Here is a 17,322-nt window from a genome sequence, read left to right as displayed (position 1 = left end):
TCTGCCTTCGCGGAGGGTTGGAAGCCTGCTCCTCTCACGGACCTCGATGCAACCCCCTGGGGAGGTGTGGACAGCTGAGAGTGATTGTGCTTGGGCGAGTCAGGGATTGCATCCCGAGGTCTTCCTGACCCCGTGCTTGCAATGTCTGTCGTCTGTGCAACGGCTCACGCCTCTTCCACGCCCAGCGCCGCGCGCAGCTCGGGCATCCGGGCCAGGGGCACCGCGCCGAAGACGAAGCGGTCCGGCCGCACCACGGCCACGTCCGCGCCGTGCTCCCGGAACCACTCGGACAGCCTGCCGGTGTGGTCCTCCACGCTGTCGTCGCCCAGGCCCGGGACACCCGCGGAGCGCACGGTGACAGCGCGGGCACCCAGGGATTCGGCCAGCTCCCGGGCCACCTCCGTCCCTGGGCTGCCGCCCCGGCTCAGCACGGCGAAGCCGGAGCCCAGGCTGTCATCCAACAGGTGTTCCTCACCGGACGCACGACGCACGCGCGGTTGGGGAAGGTAGCTGCCTTCCGCGGCCTTCCGGCCCGAGCGGCGGCCGCCCAGCAGCCAGCCTTCCTCGATGGCGGGCGCCGGCTTGAAGCGGAATCCCTCCACGAAGCGGCGCGCGGCCGGAACGGCCTGGAGGCCCCGGAGCACGGTGTCGCGTACCCAGGCCATGGGCGTGCTGCGCGCGGTGAACACGGAGCCCAGCCGCGCGGTGGCTTCCAGCAAGGCGCGCACGTGCGGACGGCGCTCCACGGCGTAGGTGTCCAGCAGCGCCTCGGGGGCGCGGCCCTGGAGGACCCACGCCAGCTTCCACGCGAGGTTCGCCGCGTCGCGCAGCCCGGACACCAGCCCCTGACCCATGAAGGGTGGCAACAGGTGGGCCGCGTCTCCCGCCAGGAAGGTGCGGCCCACGCGCCAGCGCTGCGCCACCACCGAATGAAAGCTGTAGAGCTGCGCTCGCTCCACCGTCACCCGGTCTGGATTCACATAAGGCCCAATCAGGCGGCGAATCGTGCCCGGCTGTGTCATCTCCTCGCCCGTCTCGCCCAGCCGCAGGCGGAACTCCCAGCGGAACCGCCCCACGGGGCCGCGCCCGACGAAGCCGGGGCGGACCGGGTCGCAGACGACATGGCATTCGGCGGGGGCGTCTTCCTCCGCCACGGTGCCGGAGATGGCAATCCACGGCTCCTGGCCGCCGCGGCCTTCCATGGGGATGCCCAGCAGCGCGCGCACCGTGCTCCGCCCACCGTCACAGGCCACCAGGTAGCGGGCGCGCACCCCGTGCCGGACTCCAGACGTGTGGTACCGCACGGTGACGCCCGCGCCGTCCTGTTCCAGTGATTCCACCTCGGTGCCCGTGCGCAGCTCGGCGGCGGGGAAGCGTGAGAGGCCCTCGCGCAGCGCCTTCTCCAGGAGCGGCTGGTGGAAGAACCAGATGGGCGCGTGGCCGTAGCCGAGGTCCACCTGGCCCAGTTGGACCTGGGCAATGGGTTGGCCGCGCACGCCGGTGAAGGTGACGTGGCGGCCCTGGCGCAGGTCGGGCTTCAGCGCGTCGAGCAGCCCCGCGGCCTGATAGATGCGCAGGGCCTCGTCGTCACAAGAGAAGGCCCGGGGTTGGCCGTGCGGCGCGGCCTCCCGTTCGAGGACGAGCACGCGCACGCCCTGGAGTCCCAGGAGGTTGGCGGTGAGCACACCCACCGGCCCGCCTCCCGCGATGACCACATCCACTTCCTCGATGTCGGCCGACATGGACTTCCCCCCGGAAGCAGGTCCGCTGCGGGGAGAAGTCTAACGTCCCTGGCCCCCCGCAGGGAGGATGGGCGAGGATTCGCGGAAGATGCGCAGCGAGTCCGCCACGCTGTGGCGGTATTCGAAGCCCGTGGCGTCCAGGAAGCGGCGGTTGTCCACGACGATGGGGAAGCGCAGGTGGTCCAGCGCGCCCATTGACAGGCGGGGGAGGCCGGCCCGGCCCAGCAGCATCGATAGCAGCGGCGCGGGCAAAGGCACCGCCCTGCGCCCTGTCTCCCGGACGATGACGGACAGCGGAATCGGCGGAGGGCCCGCCACGTTGAAGAGGCCCCGGACCTGCTTCTCCAGCGCCAGCGTCAACGCCGTCACCACGTCTTCCTCCTGGAGGACGTGGAACAGGGGGTCGTACCCGAGCACCAGCGGCACGCGACGGCCCTTGAGGAAGGAGGACAGCGTGCCGGTACCGGGAGCCCCCAGGGTGTAGGGCAGCCGCAGCACGGCCGTCGTCATCTTCGGCAGGCGCCACAGCGCGGTGGCCGCGTACAGGTCGGCGGCCACCAGGTCCGCCAGCTCCGGAATGGCCTCCAGCGCGCGAGGCGGCTCGTCCTCGGAGTGGTACAGCGGCGAGTCCGGCGCCGCGCCGTAGAAGGTGTGCCGCCCCACGAAGAGCACCTGCTTCACGCCATGGGCCGCGCAGTGGTCGAACACCGCCTTGGTGCCGTCCAGGTTGATGCGCCCGCGCTCCTTGCCCGGCACCGTGAAGGCGGTGACGGTGGCCATGTGCACCACGGCTTCGGGACGCCAGCGGCGGAAGACGTCCTCCGCGGCGCGCTTGCGCACATCGCCCCGGTAGACCTGGATGCCGGCCTCCTTGGCCTCGGCCCAGGGGCGCGTGTCGATGCCCGCCACCTGATGCCCGCGCGCGTGCAGGTGCAGCGCGAGCTGGCGGGCAATGCCTCCGGAGATGCCTGGAATCAGCACCCTCATGGCAGCAGGTTCCTCCCAATCCGCCGGCTGTGCCGCTGCGCGCGGCCGCGCTCGATGAGCCCCGCGATGCGCTGCTTCACCTTCTCCACATAGCCCTCGATGACGTGGTCCTCTTCGTCCCCCGTGCCATGAAAGACGAGCGGCTCGCCGTAATGGATTTCCAACTGCACCGGCAACGGCAGCGGCAACAGGTAGGGCGTCAACGGGACGTAGGGCACGCCGAGCAGCTTCCCCAGCGTGTATGCGTTGAACACCGTGGGGACGGCCGAGCCGCCGCCCAGGAACGCGAAGGGGATGATGGGCGAGCGTGTCTGCAACGCCAGGCGGACGAAGCCGGTGCCGAAGTCCACCAGCGAGTAGCGCTCGTTGTAGAGCTTGGCCGTGCCTCGCGCGCCCTCGGGGAAGATCATCAACAGCCGGTCATCCTCCAGCAGGCGCTTGGCGTGCTCGGGCAGCCCGATGAACTGGCCGGTGCGGCTGGCCCACAGCGAGGACACGGGGAAGTTGTGGAGGAAGCGCTCCACCATGCCCTGCGCCAGCCGGGGCGGGTCCATCTCCAACATGGTGGACGTCAGCACCATGGCCCCGTCCACCGCCACGCCGCCGGAGTGGTTGCCCACCAGCATTCCGCGGCCCCGCGGGGGGATGTGCTCCACCCCGTAACAGCGCACGCGGAAGTAGTAGCGGTAGATGGCGCCAAAGACGCGCAGCGCATGTTTTACGTGAGACTTGGAGATGCCGTACGGGTCGACGCCGTATTCGTTGAAAGGCAGTTCCAGCCGGTCCACCCGGGCTTCCAATGAGTCGGTCAGGGCCACGGGGGCACCGTACCACCCCGACGTGCCCAGCCCCGCCGCTTTCCACACCGGGTTGGTTGGGCACCCGCCGGGTGTTGAGCGATACTCGCCCGCGCGCCCCCCAGCCCCCCATCCATGACACACCAGGACGAGCTCGCCATCGAGGTGAAGGGATTGGTCAAACGTTTCGGCGACGTCACCGCCGTGGACGGAATCGACCTGGACATCCGCCGTGGCGAATGCGTCGGCCTCCTGGGCCCCAACGGCGCGGGCAAGACGACGACCGTGGAAATCCTCGAGGGTCTCCAGACGGCCACCTCGGGGGAGGTGCGGCTCCTGGGTTTGCGCTGGGAGACGGACGCGCCGGTGCTGCGGGAGCGCATTGGCATGACGCTCCAGGAGACGCGGCTGGTGGACCAGCTCACGGTGGAGGAGATGGTGCGTTTGTTCACTTCCTTCTACCCACGCCCCCTGGAGGTCGAGGCGCTCATCGGGCTGGTGCAGTTGGGCGAGAAGCGCCATGCCCGGGTGGGCAAGCTGTCTGGCGGACAGAAGCAGCGGCTGGCCTTGGCGTTGGGGCTGGCGGGCGACCCGGACGTGCTCTTCCTGGACGAGCCCACCACCGGGTTGGACCCCCAGTCGCGCCGCGCCTTGTGGGACGTGGTGGCGCAGCTCAAGGCGCGCGGGCGCACCGTGGTGTTGACCACGCATTACATGGATGAGGCCGAGGTGCTGTGCGACCGGCTGGTCATCATCGACCGGGGCCGGGTGATTGCGCGCGGGACGCCGCGGGACATCATCACCACGCTGGGCGCGGAGCAGGTCATCGAGCTGGAGGCGGAGCCCTCGCCGGACCTGGAGCGGTTGCGCCCGCTGCCGTCGGTGGTGGCCGCCCAGCGGCACGCCGGCCGCATCACCCTGCGGGTGCGGGAGCTGCACCGGGCGCTGCCGGAGGTGCTGCGCGAGGTGGCGGCGGGGGGCGGCCAGTTGCTGCACCTGTCCACCCGGCGCCCCACGCTGGATGATGTCTTCATCGACATGACGGGCCGCTCCCTGCGCGAGTCCGCGGAAGAGAAGGCGGCCTGATGAACGCCCTGGGCCAACTGGTGTTGATGCGGCTGCGCATGTTGATGCGGCAGCCGGAGGTGCTGTTCTGGACGTTCATCTTCCCCGTCGTCACCTCGCTGTTCCTGGGGCTGGCGTTCCGGAATGACTCCTTGGGCCCGGTGCGTGTGGCCGTGGCGGAGGGGCCGGGCGCGCCGGCGCTGATGGCGAAGCTGGAGGGCGTGCCTGAGCTGTCCGCCGAGGTCGCGGACGAAGCGTCCGCCCGGCGGCGGCTGGCGCGCGGGCAGCTCTCCCTGGTGCTGCTGCCGGGCGTGGTGCCCGAAGCGCTGGTGGACCCCAGTCAGGCGGAGGGCCGCACCGCGCGGCTCCTGGTGGAGCAGGCGCTCGCCGCGCCGGAAGACGCCGCGCGTCCCGCCGTGGTGAAGGCCACGCCGGTGTCGGAGCCGGGAAACCGTTACGTCGACTTCCTCATCCCCGGTCTGCTGGGCCTGTCGTTGATGTCCAGCAGCCTGTGGGTGGTGGCGGGCTCGCTGGTGGCGATGCGCGGAGGCAAGCTGCTGAAGCGGCTGGCCGCGACGCCCATGCGGCGCTCCCAGTTCTTCGTGTCCTACATGCTGGCGCGCGCGGGGTTCGCGATGGCGGAGGTCTTCTTCTTCTGTGCCTTCGCGCGCTGGCTCTTCGGCGTGCCGATGTTCGGCAGCTACTTCACGTTGACGCTCGTGGGGCTCGCGGGTGCGCTGTGCTTCGCCGCGCTCGGCGTGCTCGTGGCCATCCGAGCGCGGACGGAGGAGGCGGTGGGCGGGCTCGTCAACCTCGTCTCGCTGCCGATGATGTTCGTCTCCGGCGTCTTCTTCGCGTCCGGGAACTTCCCCTCTTGGTTGCAGCCGGTCATCCGCGCCTTGCCGCTTACGGCCATCAATGACTCGCTGCGGGCTGTCATGCTGGAGGGCGCAAGCCTGGCTTCGCTGGGTGCGCCCATGTTGGTGCTGGCCGCGTGGACCGTGGTGCCACTGCTGCTGGCCCTTCGTTGGTTCCGCTGGACGTAAAGGAGCGCTGCTTCGTGTCACAGCCCGTTTCCGCGCCGTCCCCCGCCTTCGTTCAGCAGCTCAACTTCCACGCGCGAGACGCCAGCAACGAAGCAGCGGCGCTCCAGGCCGCCTTCGCGCTCGGCCTCTTCGGCCACCTTCCGGAGACGGGCTCGGGCGAGCCGGTGTCCTTGGAGGTGCTCGCGAAGCGGGTGGGCGGCACCTGGCGGGGGACGCGCTCCGTCGTCGAGCCGCTGGTCGCGTTGGGCTTCGTCCACCTGGAGGAGGGGCGGGGGTATTCGCTGCCTGCGTCGACCGCGGCCTTTCTCCGGGATGAGGCGTTCATCGCCGGGCTGCGGGAGGCGCGGCGGTGGTGGCATCCGCTGGCGCTGCTGCCCCAGGCCGTGCGCGCTGGCGGCCCCGTGGCGTGGGGCGGGGCGTCGTGGGACGTGCTCGGGTGGTACCGCGCGCTGTTCCTGTCGCCCGCGCCATCCACCCCGAGCGCCGAGGCCCGGGACTTCCATGACCGCTTCGCCCGCAACCCCGCGCGCACGCTGGCGCTGGTGACGGCCGCGGAGCTGGACGTGCTGGTGAAGCTGGTGCGCGGTCCTGTGACGCTGGACGCGCTGGCGCGGGAGGTGGGTGCGTCGGCGGAGGCGCTGGAGGTGCTCCTGGGCGCGCTGGCGGCAATGGGCATCGTCCAGGCACGGGAGGCAGGCTGGGGCTTCACGGAGGCGGCGGGCCGCGCGCTGGACGCCCAGAGCCTTCCGTACTTCCAGCGGGCGCTGCCGGCGACCATGGCCTACTGGGAGGCGCTGGGGCACCTGGACGAGGCGGTGCGCGAGCAGCGCTTCCGGTTGGACCTGCGTGACCCGGAGACGGCGCGGCGCATCTACCAGGAGAACGCTTCACGCATCTCCAGCATCTTCGCCTCGCACCTGCGGCTGAGCCGGCAGGCCGCGACGCTGGTGAAGTCGATGCGGCCATTGGCACAGGCGCGCGTGTTGGACGTGGGCACGGGCTCGGGCGTGTGGGGCGCGGCCTTCGGGTTGGCGGACCCCACCACGCACGTCACGTACCTGGATTCGCCGCACGTGCTGGACGCGGTGCGCCCCCACCTGGCGAAGCTGAAGCTGGAGGCCCGCTCCGAGCTGTGGGCGGGGGACTGCCTCTCGGTGGACTACGGCGAGTCCCGCTACGACGTCATCCTGCTGCCGCAAATCATCCCCGCGTTGCCGCCCTCGGAGCTCCCGAGCTTCTTCGCTCGGCTGGCTCGGGCGCTGCGTCCCGGCGGGCTGCTGCTCATCTCCGGCTACCTGCTGACAGACCGGCGCGACGGCCCGCTGGACGCGCTCTACTTCGCGCTGCGCCGGTACGTGACGAACGAGGGGGACGTGCTGTCCCTGCCGGAGTTCCGCGCGCTGCTGGGGCCGGTGGGCCTCACGGACGCCCGCGGCTTCGACATGCCCATTCAGCAGGTCGTCATCGCTCATCGGGGGGACGTCGCGTGGCCGGACGTCGCCCCCTCCGCCTGATTCCTTTTCGGGAGCATCATGGAACCGCTGCGCACCTTCTTCATGGAGGACTACCTGGAGGGCTCGCGCTTCACCGCGCGCTTCAACCTGGGGGAGTCCGGTGGACGCCCCGTCACCGTGGGCGAGCTGCTCCTCGGCTCGGGCGTCAGCGCCGAGCGCGCCGCCGAGGTGTTCCTCTCCACGCCCTTGAATGACAGCCCCAACTGGGGCCGCGCGGACCTGCGCGACGCGGTGGCGGCCATGCACCCGGGCGCCACGCGGGACAACGTCCTCATCACCACCGGCACCAGCGAGGCGTTGCTGCTGCTGTTCCGCCAGCTCCGCCCGCGCAAGGTGGCCCTGGCGTGGCCGGCGTTCCAGCTCCTCTACGAGCTGCCCCAGCGTCAGGGCGCGGAGGTGGTGCGGTTGCCCGTGACATGGGACGCGAACGGCGTGCCGTCCGTGGACGCGGACCTGTGGCTGGAGCGGCTGGAGCGCGAGCAGCCCGACACCGTCATCATCAACAACCCGCACAATCCCAGCGGCCTGGTGCTGACGGCGGAACTGCTGTCGGCGGTGGAGCGCTGGGCGGAGCGGACGGGCGCGACAGTGGTGGGGGACGAGCACTACCGCTTCCTGTCCTCGGAGACGTCCGTGCTGGGCGCGTCCGTGTACCGGCCGGGCTCGCGGCACTTCGTCACCGGCTCCTTCATCAAGTGCCTGGGCTGCCCAGGGCTGCGCATCGGCTGGACGGTGGGCGACACGGCCATGCTGTCGCGGATGCAGAACGAGAAGAACTACACGACGCACACCGTGAATCCGGTGACGGAGTGGGTGGCGCGCGAGGTGCTGCGGGACTTGGACAGTCCTGCGTTGCGCCGCGCTCGGGAGGACTGGCTGCGCAATCGCGCCACGCTCTCTGCCTTCCTGGAGCGCTCGCGCGGTGTCTATGGCGTCGCGCCCCAGGGAGGGCTCGTCACCTGCATCGGCCTGCGGGAGGCTCGGGACGACGCCAGCGCGGAGACGCTGCTCAAGGCCCTGTCGGACGCGGGCGTGTTCGTCCTTCCACTGAGCGCCATGGAGGCGGGCTCGCCGGACGGAGCGCATCCGCTGGAGCGCGGGCACGGTTTCCGATTGGGACTGGGCATCGCGCCGGAGCGCTTCTCCGAGGCGCTGGACGCCATCGAACGCGCCACCACGCGCTGAGCTACCGCGTCAGGGACGAGAAGGCGTGGTCGCGCGCGGCATAGTCCGCGTCGCGCAGCAGCAGCTGATGCACGCGCCCCTGGAAGGGCGTGGGCACCGCGGGAAAGAGGTGGTGCGTGAGGTGGTACTCGTCGTTGCGCGGGAAGACGAGCCGGTTGAGCCAGCCCCACGCGAAGACGTGATTGCGGGAGCGGTGGAACTCGTCCGCGGAGGAGATGATGCCCGCGTGGTCCACCGCGTCCGACCAGTAGCGGATGACCTGGTAGGCGACGAAGTAGGGGATGACGTAGGCGCGCAGGAACACGTCCCAGCCCACGACGAAGTGCGCCACGGCGAGCAGGCCGCCGATGAAGCTCCAGCGCAGCAGCGTCACCCAGACCGGGTCCTCGCGGTGGAACAACACCGGGCGGATGAAGGCGGGCAGGTGGACGAGCAGCAGGGGCCGCAGCAGGTGCGACTTCACGAAGGGCCGGTCCGGGTCCGCGAAGCCGAAGCGGCGGCGCGGCTGGAAGTCCAGGTCCTTCTCCGCGTCCCCCAGGTGGAGATGGTGGCTGAAGTGGTCCCTTCGATACGGGTCCAGGGCCGTCAGGTCGAGCACCGCCAGCAGGTGCCCCAGGTTCCGGTTGTGGCGCTTGCCGCGCACGAGCATGCCGTGACACGCCTCATGGAGCATGTTTCCCACCGCGCGAAAGCGCGTCGCGATGAGGAAGGCCATCAGCGGGTACAGGAGCCAGGCGGCGCGCGGCGCGTGTGGCAGCAGCAGCTCGAACGCCGCCGCCATGGCCACGGCCAGGCCCAGGTGCAGCGCCAGATGGGCCAGCGCGCCGGGCACGGAGTGCGCGTGGTAGCCGAGCGCGGCGACCTCTCGTGCGTATTCGGCGCGCAGCCTCGCGGCGACGGAGGTCGGGCGCACGCCACGCACGGGCCGGGCGGCCGGGGACGGCAGGGCGTCGCTGTCCTCCTGCGGCGCGGCGCTCACGGGAGACCTTTCGGGGCGAGGGGGGCGGACAGGGGGAACGCTAACCGGGCACCCTTCTCCGGGCAAGGCGAGGGGCCGGAGATGTATCGCGCTGTGTCAGACAGAAGGCGGCCGGGGCGGTGGGGCCAGCGCGGTGGGCAGGGCCACGCCGTCTCGCGCGGCGAACACCAGTTCCTGGGTGGGAAGGGGGATGCAGACGGACGTGGTGAGGCCCACGTCCGCGAGCAGCTTCGCGTACTCGGACGCGGACAGCAGGTCACCCTCGTTCGTCATGAAGCGACGGAAGCCGAAGTAGAGGTGGTCCAGGGGGCCGTCGCGGCGCTCGTTGAGCACGTACTCAGCGATGACGAGGATGCCGTCCGGACGCAGTGCCCGGGCCACGCGCGCGAAGATGTCCGGGACGTCCTTCGGGCTCAGCACGTTGAGCACCTGCGGGAGGATGATGACGTCGAAGTCCGCGGCGCCGAAGTCCTGGGTGAAGAGGTTCCCTGGCCAGAAGCGCGCCCGGTCCGCGACCTCCAGCTTCGCGACGTTGCGGCGCACCTGCTCCAGCACGATGGCCTGGTCGAAGTACGTGACGTGTGTGGAGGACGACGCGCGCGCGAAGGCCGCGCCCCACACGCCCGAGCCGGTGCCGATGTCCAGCACCGCGGCGCCCTCCAGCGGACGCACGCCCGCGAGCGTGGCCGCGGCGCGGCGGCTGAGTTGGAAGTGGGTGGCGAACACGGCGGTGATTTGCTGGGAGTTGTCCGCGTAGAAGCGCCCGCTCACCTCGGGGTCCTTCAGGTCGAGCACGTAGCGCTCGTGGCGCACCGTCTCGTCCAGGCGTCCGAGGGCCTCCCAGTACCGCGCGGACACGGACAGCGAGCGCACCAGGTAGGCCAGGGCCTTTCCTTCCAGCAGCGCCTTCGCCTCAGGTGTCAGCACCCACCCATCCTCCTGACGCCGCGTCATTCCCAGCACGGCCAGCGCTTCCAGCAGCACCCCGGGGGCACGCGTGGACGTGGACTCGCCCAGCGCCTGCTCCGTGCGGACGTCCTCGGCGAGCGCCGCCAACAACCCGCTCTGTCCCGCGGCCAGGAGAACCTGGGTACGCAGGCCGCTGCGGGTGAAGCGGTCGAAGAAGTCCTCGTGCGCGGGAGTGGCGAACGGCGTCGGCGCTACCAGTCGCTCGCGCAGGTGGCTGAGTACGTCCCAGCGCTGGCCCTCGAAGTCCACCGGCTCGCCGGACTTCACGGCGTCGGCCAGCATCCCCATGGGGCCCCACCAGGGGAGCTCGGCTTGAAGCTGCTGGCGGAAGGCCGCGTCGCCCAGGAGGGTGGCGGTGTGGGGCGCGAGGCTGAAGCGGCGCGCGTCGTCCATGCGGACGAAGTCCAGGCACACCAACAGCTCCAGCAGTGAGCGGAGTCCTCGCGCGGAACAGCCGAGCCGCTCCGCCAGCGTCTCCACTGGCAGTGGTTCACCACGGCCCTCCACGGTGAGTGCGTCGAAGAGCCCCACCCGGAGCGCTGTCTGGAAGAGGGCGGACTCGTTGGAGGCGTTGCGCGCCCAGAAGTGGAGTGACTGTGCGAGGGAGGCGGGCTCGTGGGGGGCGGCCATGGGCCCTCAGCTTGTTCCCACCCGTCCTCCGGGTGCAACCCGGCTCCCTCGCGGCAGGGCCAGGAGCGGCTCTGATACGCTTGAGACATGGAATCACGCGCGTCGATGGTGCAACTCGTCGAGGAGTTCTTGCGTGCGGAAGCGCGCGTCCGTGACGTCTGGGTGTCGCCCGAAGTGGCCTGGGTGGTGCCTCGGCGCGCGGTGCGAGCGGCTGAACTGGACGCACTGCTTCACGAGCGCCTGGGGCCGGCCGTGCCCGCCGTGGCGCTGGTGGATGCGCTGCCCCGGCTCGATTCCGGCGACGTGGATGCGGCGGCGCTGCGCCAGAGCATGCCGCCCGTGCCCGCGAGGCTTCAGGCCCTGGAGGACGCGCTCCGGCAGCAGGGCATCGAGGCGGTGGCGCTCGTGGGAGCCCGACGGGACGAGGAGGTCCACACGCCGCTGGACGCCTTGCTTCCCGCCGCACTGCGACTGAAGGCGGGGGGCGTGGCGCCCGTGTCTTCGGCCCAGGCTCCGGCGCGGATGGACGCGGGAGGCCGGCCTTCCCTCATCGATTCAGGACCGCGCAGCATGCCCGCGGGAGCGCCGCGGACGCTCGTCGAACTGCTCCAGCAGGCCGTGACGCACGCTCCCGAACATGTCATCACCTTCATCGACGTCCAGGGGCAGCGGGAGACGCTGACGTTCGCCGGGCTCTGGGACGAGGCGCTCCGGCTGTGGGGCGGTCTGCGGGCGCGGGGCGCGAAGGCGGGTGACAGGGTGATGCTCGCGATGGAGCGCCCGGGCGACTTCGTGCGTGGCTTCTGGGCCTGCACGCTCGGCGGCGTGGTGCCGGTGCCGCTGGCGCTGCCGGCGTCGCTGGAGCGCTCGCAGCCTGGCGTCGCGCGGCTCATCTCGGTGTCGGAGCGGCTGGGGACACCGTGGCTGCTCACGGAGGCGAAGGCCACGGCGCCGCTGTCGGAGGCGGGGCTGCGCACCCTGTCGCTGCAATCCCTGTCGGGCGCGGAGCCGGGGCCCCTCGCGGCCGTGGACCCGGAGGCGCCCGCCATCCTCTCCTTCACGTCTGGGAGCACCGGACGTCCCAAGGGCGTGGTGCTGAAGCACGCCAACCTGATGGCGATGGGCGAGGGGATGGTGGCCGGCGGTTGGTACTTGCCCGGGGATGTGGGCGTGAGCTGGATGCCCTTGGACCACGTAGCGGGGACGAGCTACCCCCACCTGCTCGCGCTGCGCACCCGAACGCCCCATGTGCTGGTGGCGCGCGACTACGTCCTGGCGGACGTGCTGCGCTGGCTGGATTTGCTCACGGAGTTCGGCGGGACGATGAGCTGGGCCCCCAACTTCGCCTACGGCCTGGTGGCGGACCGGCTGGAGCGCGAGGAGCGCCGCGCGTGGCGGCTGGAGCAGGTGCGGGTGCTGGCCTCTGGTGGCGAGTCCGTGTTGCCCGCGACGCTCCGGCGCTTCTCCGAGCCCCTGCGCGACAGCGGACTGCGCGAGGACGCGGTGTGTCCGGCCTGGGGCATGGCGGAGACGTCGTCCTTCTTCTCGATGACGCGGGGCGTGCGGACCCATCCCGTGGAAGCGGCGACGGAGCTGGGGCCGCCTCCAGTGGGCGCGGCCCTGCGTGTGGTGGACGATGCCGACGCGGTGGTTCCCGAAGGTCAGGTCGGCCACCTGCAGGCCCGGGGTGCGCAGGTGCTGTCCGGCTACCTGGATGACGCGGAACTCAACGCGCGCTCCTTCACGGCCGATGGCTGGTTTCGCACCGGGGACATGGCCGTGATTCAGGACGGGCAGATGTCCATCGCGGGGCGCCAGAAGGAGGTCCTCATCCTCCACGGCAACAACGTCTACCCGCAGGACATCGAGGAGGTGGTGGAGTCGGTTCCTGGCGTGCTGCCGTCGTACACCGTGGCCTGCCCGACGCGGAGCGGTACGGCACAGACGGATGAACTGGCTGTCTGCTTCGTGCCTACGCCGGATGCACCGCCGCTGGCGGAGTTGCTGCGGAGCATCCGGGAGAAGGTGGGCCGGGTGCTCGGCTTCCATGTCGCGCACCTGTTGCCCCTGGCGCGCGAGCAGGTGCCGCGCACGGAGCTGGGGAAGCGGGGCCGCACCGAATTGCGGCGCCGTTTCGAGGCAGGCGAGCTGGGGGCCGAGTATCACCGCGCGCTGAGCGTCCTGGGCGGACCCGCCACGATGCCGCCGTGCCTGGCGGTGTCCCGGTGGGTGCCTCGGCCGCTGGCGACCAGGGCGGGAACACGCGGTGCCGTGGTCGTCATCGCGGACGAAGCCTTCACTGAGGCATTGCGCGAACAGGCCGATGGCCGCGAGGTGGTGCGGGTGGCGCCGGAGGCGAGCGGTGAGCTCGTTCGTGCCATTGAGGCCCTTGCGGAGCGCCGTGTGCCCTGTGGCGACGTGGTGGTGCTGCTGCCGGGGGCGCAGGAGACGCCCGCGGTCCGCGAGTCTTTGCTTCGCGGGGAGATGACGGCTCCGGATGAGCGCCATCAGGACGCTGCCTCCAGAGCGCCTGGCAGAGGCGTGTCCGGGGGCGTTGCCGCACCTGACCAGGGCACGGCCCCGGACGGCGCGATGCAGGCGGCGCCGGCCGCGCATCGGGCCGCACCTGCCCAGGGCGCGGCCTCGAATGCCGTGCCGCAAGCGGCGCCGGCCGCGCATCTGGCCGCACCTGCCCAGGGCACGGCCTCGGATGCCGTGCCGCAAGCGGCGGTGGCCTCTCGCATGGCGCCACTGCTTCATGCGCTCCAGTCCCTGTCCAACCGAGGCGAGGACGCTCCGGTCGTGCGCGTGCTCGCGGTGCTTCCGGAGTCGGGAGGGGACGACGCGGCTTTGCTGGCCGCCTTGCTGACGCCGGGCCTGCTCTGGAGCGCCGTGGCGGAGGTTCCGGGGCTGGAAGCGCGGGTGGCATGGACGCCACCGGATGCATCCGCCACCGCCCATGCTGTCGCCCGCGAACTCTCCTCCCAGGATGCCGCGCGCGAGGTGGCGTGGCGGGAAGGCACGCGGTGGGAGCGCGTCTTCACCCCATGGACGCCGCCACCGCTCGCGGCACCCCAGCGCCTCAATCGGGGAGGACTCTACCTGGTCACAGGCGCGCTCGGTGGCCTGGGACGTGAATGGGCACGTCAGCTGCGGCAGGGGCTGGACGCCCGGCTGCTGCTCGTGGGGCGGCGCCCTCATGGGCCCGAGGCGAGGGCGCTGGAGTCCGAGCTGGGCACCTCGAAGTATGTCTCCGTGGACGTCACGGACGAGGTCGCGCTTCGGAATGCCGTGCGCGACGCGGAGGCGCACTTCGGTCAGTCGCTCGACGGCGCCTTCCACTTCGCGGGCACGCTGACGCCCGTCGCGTTGGAGCACGAGACGCCGGAGACACTGGTACAAGGCGCCGCCGCACATGCACTGGGCGCGAGGGCCATCGCGACCGTCTTGAAGGACAAGCCCCAAGCCGTCTGCGTCTTCGCGGCGTCGTTGATGGGGACGCTGGGCGCGGGCCGCCACGCGGCCTACTGCGCCGGCACGGCCTTCCTCGAACGGTTCGCCGAGCGGCTGACCGCACAGGGCCGCCACGCGGTGGCGGTCTCACTGAGCCAGGTGCGGGAGACGGGGCTCGCGCGCTCACTAGGGGCCGCGCCGCCGGGGTACCGGGTGCTGGAGCCATCCCAGGCCCTGGCCTCCGTGGCCTTGGCGGTGGAGCACGCGCCCGCGCACTTGCTGTCAGGCGTGGTGGGGGCGGCCTGGCCCTGGCGTCAGGCGGGATTGGGCGAGGGGCAGCGCCTGGACACGGCCCATGTCTTCCTGGTGCAGCGGCCGGGAGACGTCCCGCCCGTGGGACTCTCCGACGCGGTCCTTCATCCCCTGCCGGAATGGCCCCGCCGCGCGGACGGCGCGGTGGACCGTGATGCCCTGGCCGCTGACCTCTCCGGGGTGGGGGACGGCGCCGCCGCCGGGCCATTCGAGACGGTGGTGATGGACGCCTTCCACGAGGTCCTCGGAGCCCAGGGCGTGGGCGTCGGTTCTGACTTCTTCACGCTGGGCGGCAGCTCGCTCCAGGCCACCCGGGTGGTGGCGCGCATCAATGAGCGCACCGGCCTGCAACTGCGCGAGGTGGCCCTGTTCGAGCACCCCACGGCCACGGCGCTGGCGGAGCACGTGCGGCGCGTGGTGGACCTGACGCAGTTGGACATCTCGGTGCTCAGCGACGCGCAGGTGGACCTGCTCCTGCGCGTGTTGGAGCCCACGTGAGCGAGGCGGTAGTCCCTCCGTCCCGTCCGTTGTAGCGTCCACCTACCCGGGCATACGTCTTGCCCGGGCATGGCACCGGACCGAGGAGTCTGCGTGACGCTGTGGTCGCTCACCGTTCAAAGTGTGCTGGCCCGCCCCCGAAGCTGGGTGGTGGGGCTGCTGGCGGCAGGCGCGGCGGCGCTGCTGACGCCGGGCGTGTCGTTGATGGGCAGCATCCATGACGGCACGCGGCGAAGTCTCATCGAGAGCGGCGCGGGGGACCTCCAGGTCTACGCCGCCGCCTCCACGGGAACGCCCCAGGTGGTGGTGGGGCCCGGGGGCGTCCCGGACCTGCAACCGATTCCGGACTACGGCGCCCTGGAGCCCCGGCTGCGCGACCTCCCCGGCGTCCAGGAGGTGGTGCCGCTGGAGCTGGGCATGGGCGCCGTGTTTCGTGGCAACGCCCTGGATGAAAAGCTGGCGGTGTTGCGCGAGGCGGCGCGGGCGCCGGCCTCCGAGGAACGGGACGCACGGCTGCGCCGTCTGGGCGAGGACCTGCGGCTGACGCTGGCGCGGGTGGCGCGCAACGCGGATCGCCGGAGCGAGGCCTTCGCGGAAGAGCCTGCCTTCGCGGATGACCTGCGCGTGCTGCGGGACGCGGCCGAGCCCGCCTTCTGGGAGCGGCTGACCGAGGACCCACAGGGCCTGCTGGAGGTGTTGGAGAACCGCGTGGCGCGGCAAGCGGGCGAGGGGGAAGAGCTTCCGGTGGACTACCTGGGCACGGACGTGGCGCGCTTCGCTCGGGCCTTCCCGCGCTTCGAGCTCGTCTCCGGGCAGCTTCCTCCGCCAGGGACGCGGGGCCTCGTCATGGGGCACGCGACGTACGAGCAGCACTTCAAGCACCCCATTGCCGTGCGCATGGACACGCTGCGCCGCGAGCGCGAGCGGGGCCTCACGTTGGCGGAGGACGAGCAACTGCGCACGCTGGTGGAGCGCAACGTCGCGGAGGTGCCGGACCTGGTGGCTCGCCTGGACATCGAGCGCGCCACGGCGCTCCAGGCCGGACTGGCCCGCGTGCTGGGAGAGCCGGGCGAGCTGGAGGCCCTGCTGGCGCGCTTCCTCTCGGTGGACGACGCCAACTTCGACACCCGCTTCGGACAGTTCTACGGGGAGCTGGCGCCCTCGCTGCCGCTGTACCGGCTCAAGCCCGGGGACGTGCTGTCACTGAAGACGCCGCTGGAGAGTGGCACCGCCGTGCCGGTGCGAGTCTTCGGCACCTTCCGCTTCCGGGGCCTGGGCGGCGACGACGGCCGGGTCAACACCATGAGCGTGGTGGACCTCGTCACGGCGCGGCACCTGTCTGGCCGCTTCACCCAGGCACAACAGGACGAGGCGCGGGCGCTGTTCGAGACCTTTGGCATGGAAGGGGAGGCCATGGCGCCCCCCGAGTCCCTGGACGCCTTCCATCCGCCCGACATCGTGGACGCGGAGGCGCAGACGGCGCACACCGAACAAGCCCCGGTCTTCGAGCGCGCTCGGGCCCTGCCGGAGACCTTCTCCGAGGACGAGCTCTCACGCGGCACGGTGTTGCAGGCCGCGGTGGTGCTGGCGCCCGGCGCCTCCGCCGAGGACGTCGCGGCCCGCATGCGCGCGCTGCCCGGTGGTGAAGCCCTGGCCACGGTGGGTTGGCAGGAGGCGGGTGGGCTGCTGGGCGGTCTGGTGGTGATGCTCCAGGCGGTGCTGCTGCTCTTCGCGCTGCTGATGACCTCCTTCGTCGCGCTGGTCGCCGCTGGAACGCTGCTGCTGCTGGCGCGGGAACGCGTGGCGGAGGTCGGCACGCTGCGCGCGGTGGGAATGCAACGTCGCGAGGTCTTCACCTCGCTGCTGCTGGAAGGGTCGCTGCTGGGCGGTATCGGCAGCGTCCTGGGCGCGGTGCTGGGCGCGGCGCTGCTGTCGCTTGCGACCGGGGATGGCGTGGCGGTGGAGGATGGCTCCCTGCAGTTCTTCCTGGGCGGGCCGGTGCTGCGTCCAGCGCTGTCGCTGGGAGGAACCGCGGCCGTGGTGGTGGCGGTGACGGCCGTGGTGCTGCTGGCGACACTGGTACCGGCGTGGCGAGGCAGCGCGGTGGCGCCCATCGAAGCCATGCGGAAGGGCGAGGGCTGAACC

Annotated in this window: 11 protein-coding genes; 6 read left to right on the top strand and 5 right to left on the bottom strand. The window is 71.5% G+C overall.

The window, feature by feature from the left end; genetic code table 11:
* Positions 1–164: 164 nt before the first annotated feature.
* Genes mhpA through BLU09_RS00375 form a run of 3 tightly spaced genes read right to left on the bottom strand, consistent with a single transcriptional unit; the run spans position 165 to position 3,547 of the window.
* On the bottom strand, positions 165–1,742 hold the full coding sequence (gene mhpA, locus BLU09_RS00385) for a bifunctional 3-(3-hydroxy-phenyl)propionate/3-hydroxycinnamic acid hydroxylase MhpA (RefSeq protein WP_090484223.1): 1,578 nt from the start codon (positions 1,740–1,742) through the stop codon (positions 165–167).
* Between the two features lie 39 nt (positions 1,743–1,781).
* A complete protein-coding gene (locus tag BLU09_RS00380) occupies positions 1,782–2,729 on the bottom strand; it encodes an SDR family oxidoreductase (protein ID WP_090484221.1) in 948 nt (315 codons plus the stop codon).
* Positions 2,726–3,547: a lysophospholipid acyltransferase family protein gene (locus tag BLU09_RS00375; RefSeq protein ID WP_141590145.1), complete on the bottom strand. Its 822-nt coding sequence runs from the start codon at positions 3,545–3,547 to the stop codon at positions 2,726–2,728. The genes BLU09_RS00380 and BLU09_RS00375 overlap by 4 nt, the downstream gene beginning before the upstream one ends.
* Positions 3,548–3,661: 114 nt before the next feature.
* On the opposite strand from BLU09_RS00375, the gene BLU09_RS00370 reads away from it, so the two are divergent.
* Genes BLU09_RS00370 through BLU09_RS00355 form a run of 4 tightly spaced genes read left to right on the top strand, consistent with a single transcriptional unit; the run spans position 3,662 to position 8,336 of the window.
* Positions 3,662–4,612 carry an ABC transporter ATP-binding protein gene (locus BLU09_RS00370; RefSeq protein WP_090484217.1) on the top strand — a complete coding sequence of 317 codons (951 nt, stop codon included), beginning with the start codon at positions 3,662–3,664 and terminating at the stop codon, positions 4,610–4,612.
* Positions 4,612–5,637, top strand: a complete 1,026-nt coding sequence (locus tag BLU09_RS00365; RefSeq protein WP_090484215.1) for an ABC transporter permease — start codon at positions 4,612–4,614, stop codon at positions 5,635–5,637. The genes BLU09_RS00370 and BLU09_RS00365 overlap by 1 nt, the downstream gene beginning before the upstream one ends.
* A gap of 14 nt (positions 5,638–5,651) precedes the next feature.
* Positions 5,652–7,151 carry a class I SAM-dependent methyltransferase gene (locus BLU09_RS00360; RefSeq protein WP_090484213.1) on the top strand — a complete coding sequence of 500 codons (1,500 nt, stop codon included), beginning with the start codon at positions 5,652–5,654 and terminating at the stop codon, positions 7,149–7,151.
* An 18-nt stretch (positions 7,152–7,169) separates the two neighbouring features.
* Complete coding sequence (locus BLU09_RS00355; RefSeq protein ID WP_090484211.1) at positions 7,170–8,336, top strand: pyridoxal phosphate-dependent aminotransferase; 1,167 nt, start codon at positions 7,170–7,172, stop codon at positions 8,334–8,336.
* Between the two features lies 1 nt (position 8,337).
* Here BLU09_RS00355 and BLU09_RS00350 read toward each other — a convergent pair whose 3' ends face one another.
* Complete coding sequence (locus tag BLU09_RS00350) at positions 8,338–9,315, bottom strand: fatty acid desaturase (RefSeq protein ID WP_090484209.1); 978 nt, start codon at positions 9,313–9,315, stop codon at positions 8,338–8,340.
* Between the two features lie 96 nt (positions 9,316–9,411).
* A complete protein-coding gene (locus BLU09_RS00345; protein WP_090484207.1) occupies positions 9,412–10,914 on the bottom strand; it encodes a class I SAM-dependent methyltransferase in 1,503 nt (500 codons plus the stop codon).
* A gap of 105 nt (positions 10,915–11,019) precedes the next feature.
* Here BLU09_RS00345 and BLU09_RS00340 point away from each other — a divergent pair, with 105 nt between their 5' ends.
* Positions 11,020–15,177 (top strand): SDR family NAD(P)-dependent oxidoreductase, encoded by a 4,158-nt coding sequence (locus tag BLU09_RS00340; RefSeq protein ID WP_244171322.1) that lies wholly within the window; start codon positions 11,020–11,022, stop codon positions 15,175–15,177.
* A gap of 93 nt (positions 15,178–15,270) precedes the next feature.
* Positions 15,271–17,319, top strand: a complete 2,049-nt coding sequence (locus BLU09_RS39760; protein ID WP_261770654.1) for an FtsX-like permease family protein — start codon at positions 15,271–15,273, stop codon at positions 17,317–17,319.
* Positions 17,320–17,322 lie beyond the last annotated feature (3 nt).

Origin of the sequence: Myxococcus virescens (assembly GCF_900101905.1) — a bacterium.
Taxonomy (GTDB): Bacteria; Myxococcota; Myxococcia; order Myxococcales; family Myxococcaceae; genus Myxococcus; species Myxococcus virescens.
The sequence above is the reverse complement of the archived record's forward strand: the minus strand, read 5'-3'. Positions and strand labels throughout refer to the sequence as shown.

Coding starts and splice junctions, on each gene's coding strand:
- BLU09_RS00340 (WP_244171322.1), top strand. CDS start 11,020: ATGGTGCAACTCGTCGAGGAGTTCTTGCGTGCGGAAGCGCGCGTCCGT.
- BLU09_RS00355 (WP_090484211.1), top strand. CDS start 7,170: ATGGAACCGCTGCGCACCTTCTTCATGGAGGACTACCTGGAGGGCTCG.
- BLU09_RS00365 (WP_090484215.1), top strand. CDS start 4,612: ATGAACGCCCTGGGCCAACTGGTGTTGATGCGGCTGCGCATGTTGATG.
- BLU09_RS00370 (WP_090484217.1), top strand. CDS start 3,662: ATGACACACCAGGACGAGCTCGCCATCGAGGTGAAGGGATTGGTCAAA.
- mhpA (WP_090484223.1), bottom strand. CDS start 1,742: ATGTCGGCCGACATCGAGGAAGTGGATGTGGTCATCGCGGGAGGCGGG.
- BLU09_RS00345 (WP_090484207.1), bottom strand. CDS start 10,914: ATGGCCGCCCCCCACGAGCCCGCCTCCCTCGCACAGTCACTCCACTTC.
- BLU09_RS00380 (WP_090484221.1), bottom strand. CDS start 2,729: ATGAGGGTGCTGATTCCAGGCATCTCCGGAGGCATTGCCCGCCAGCTC.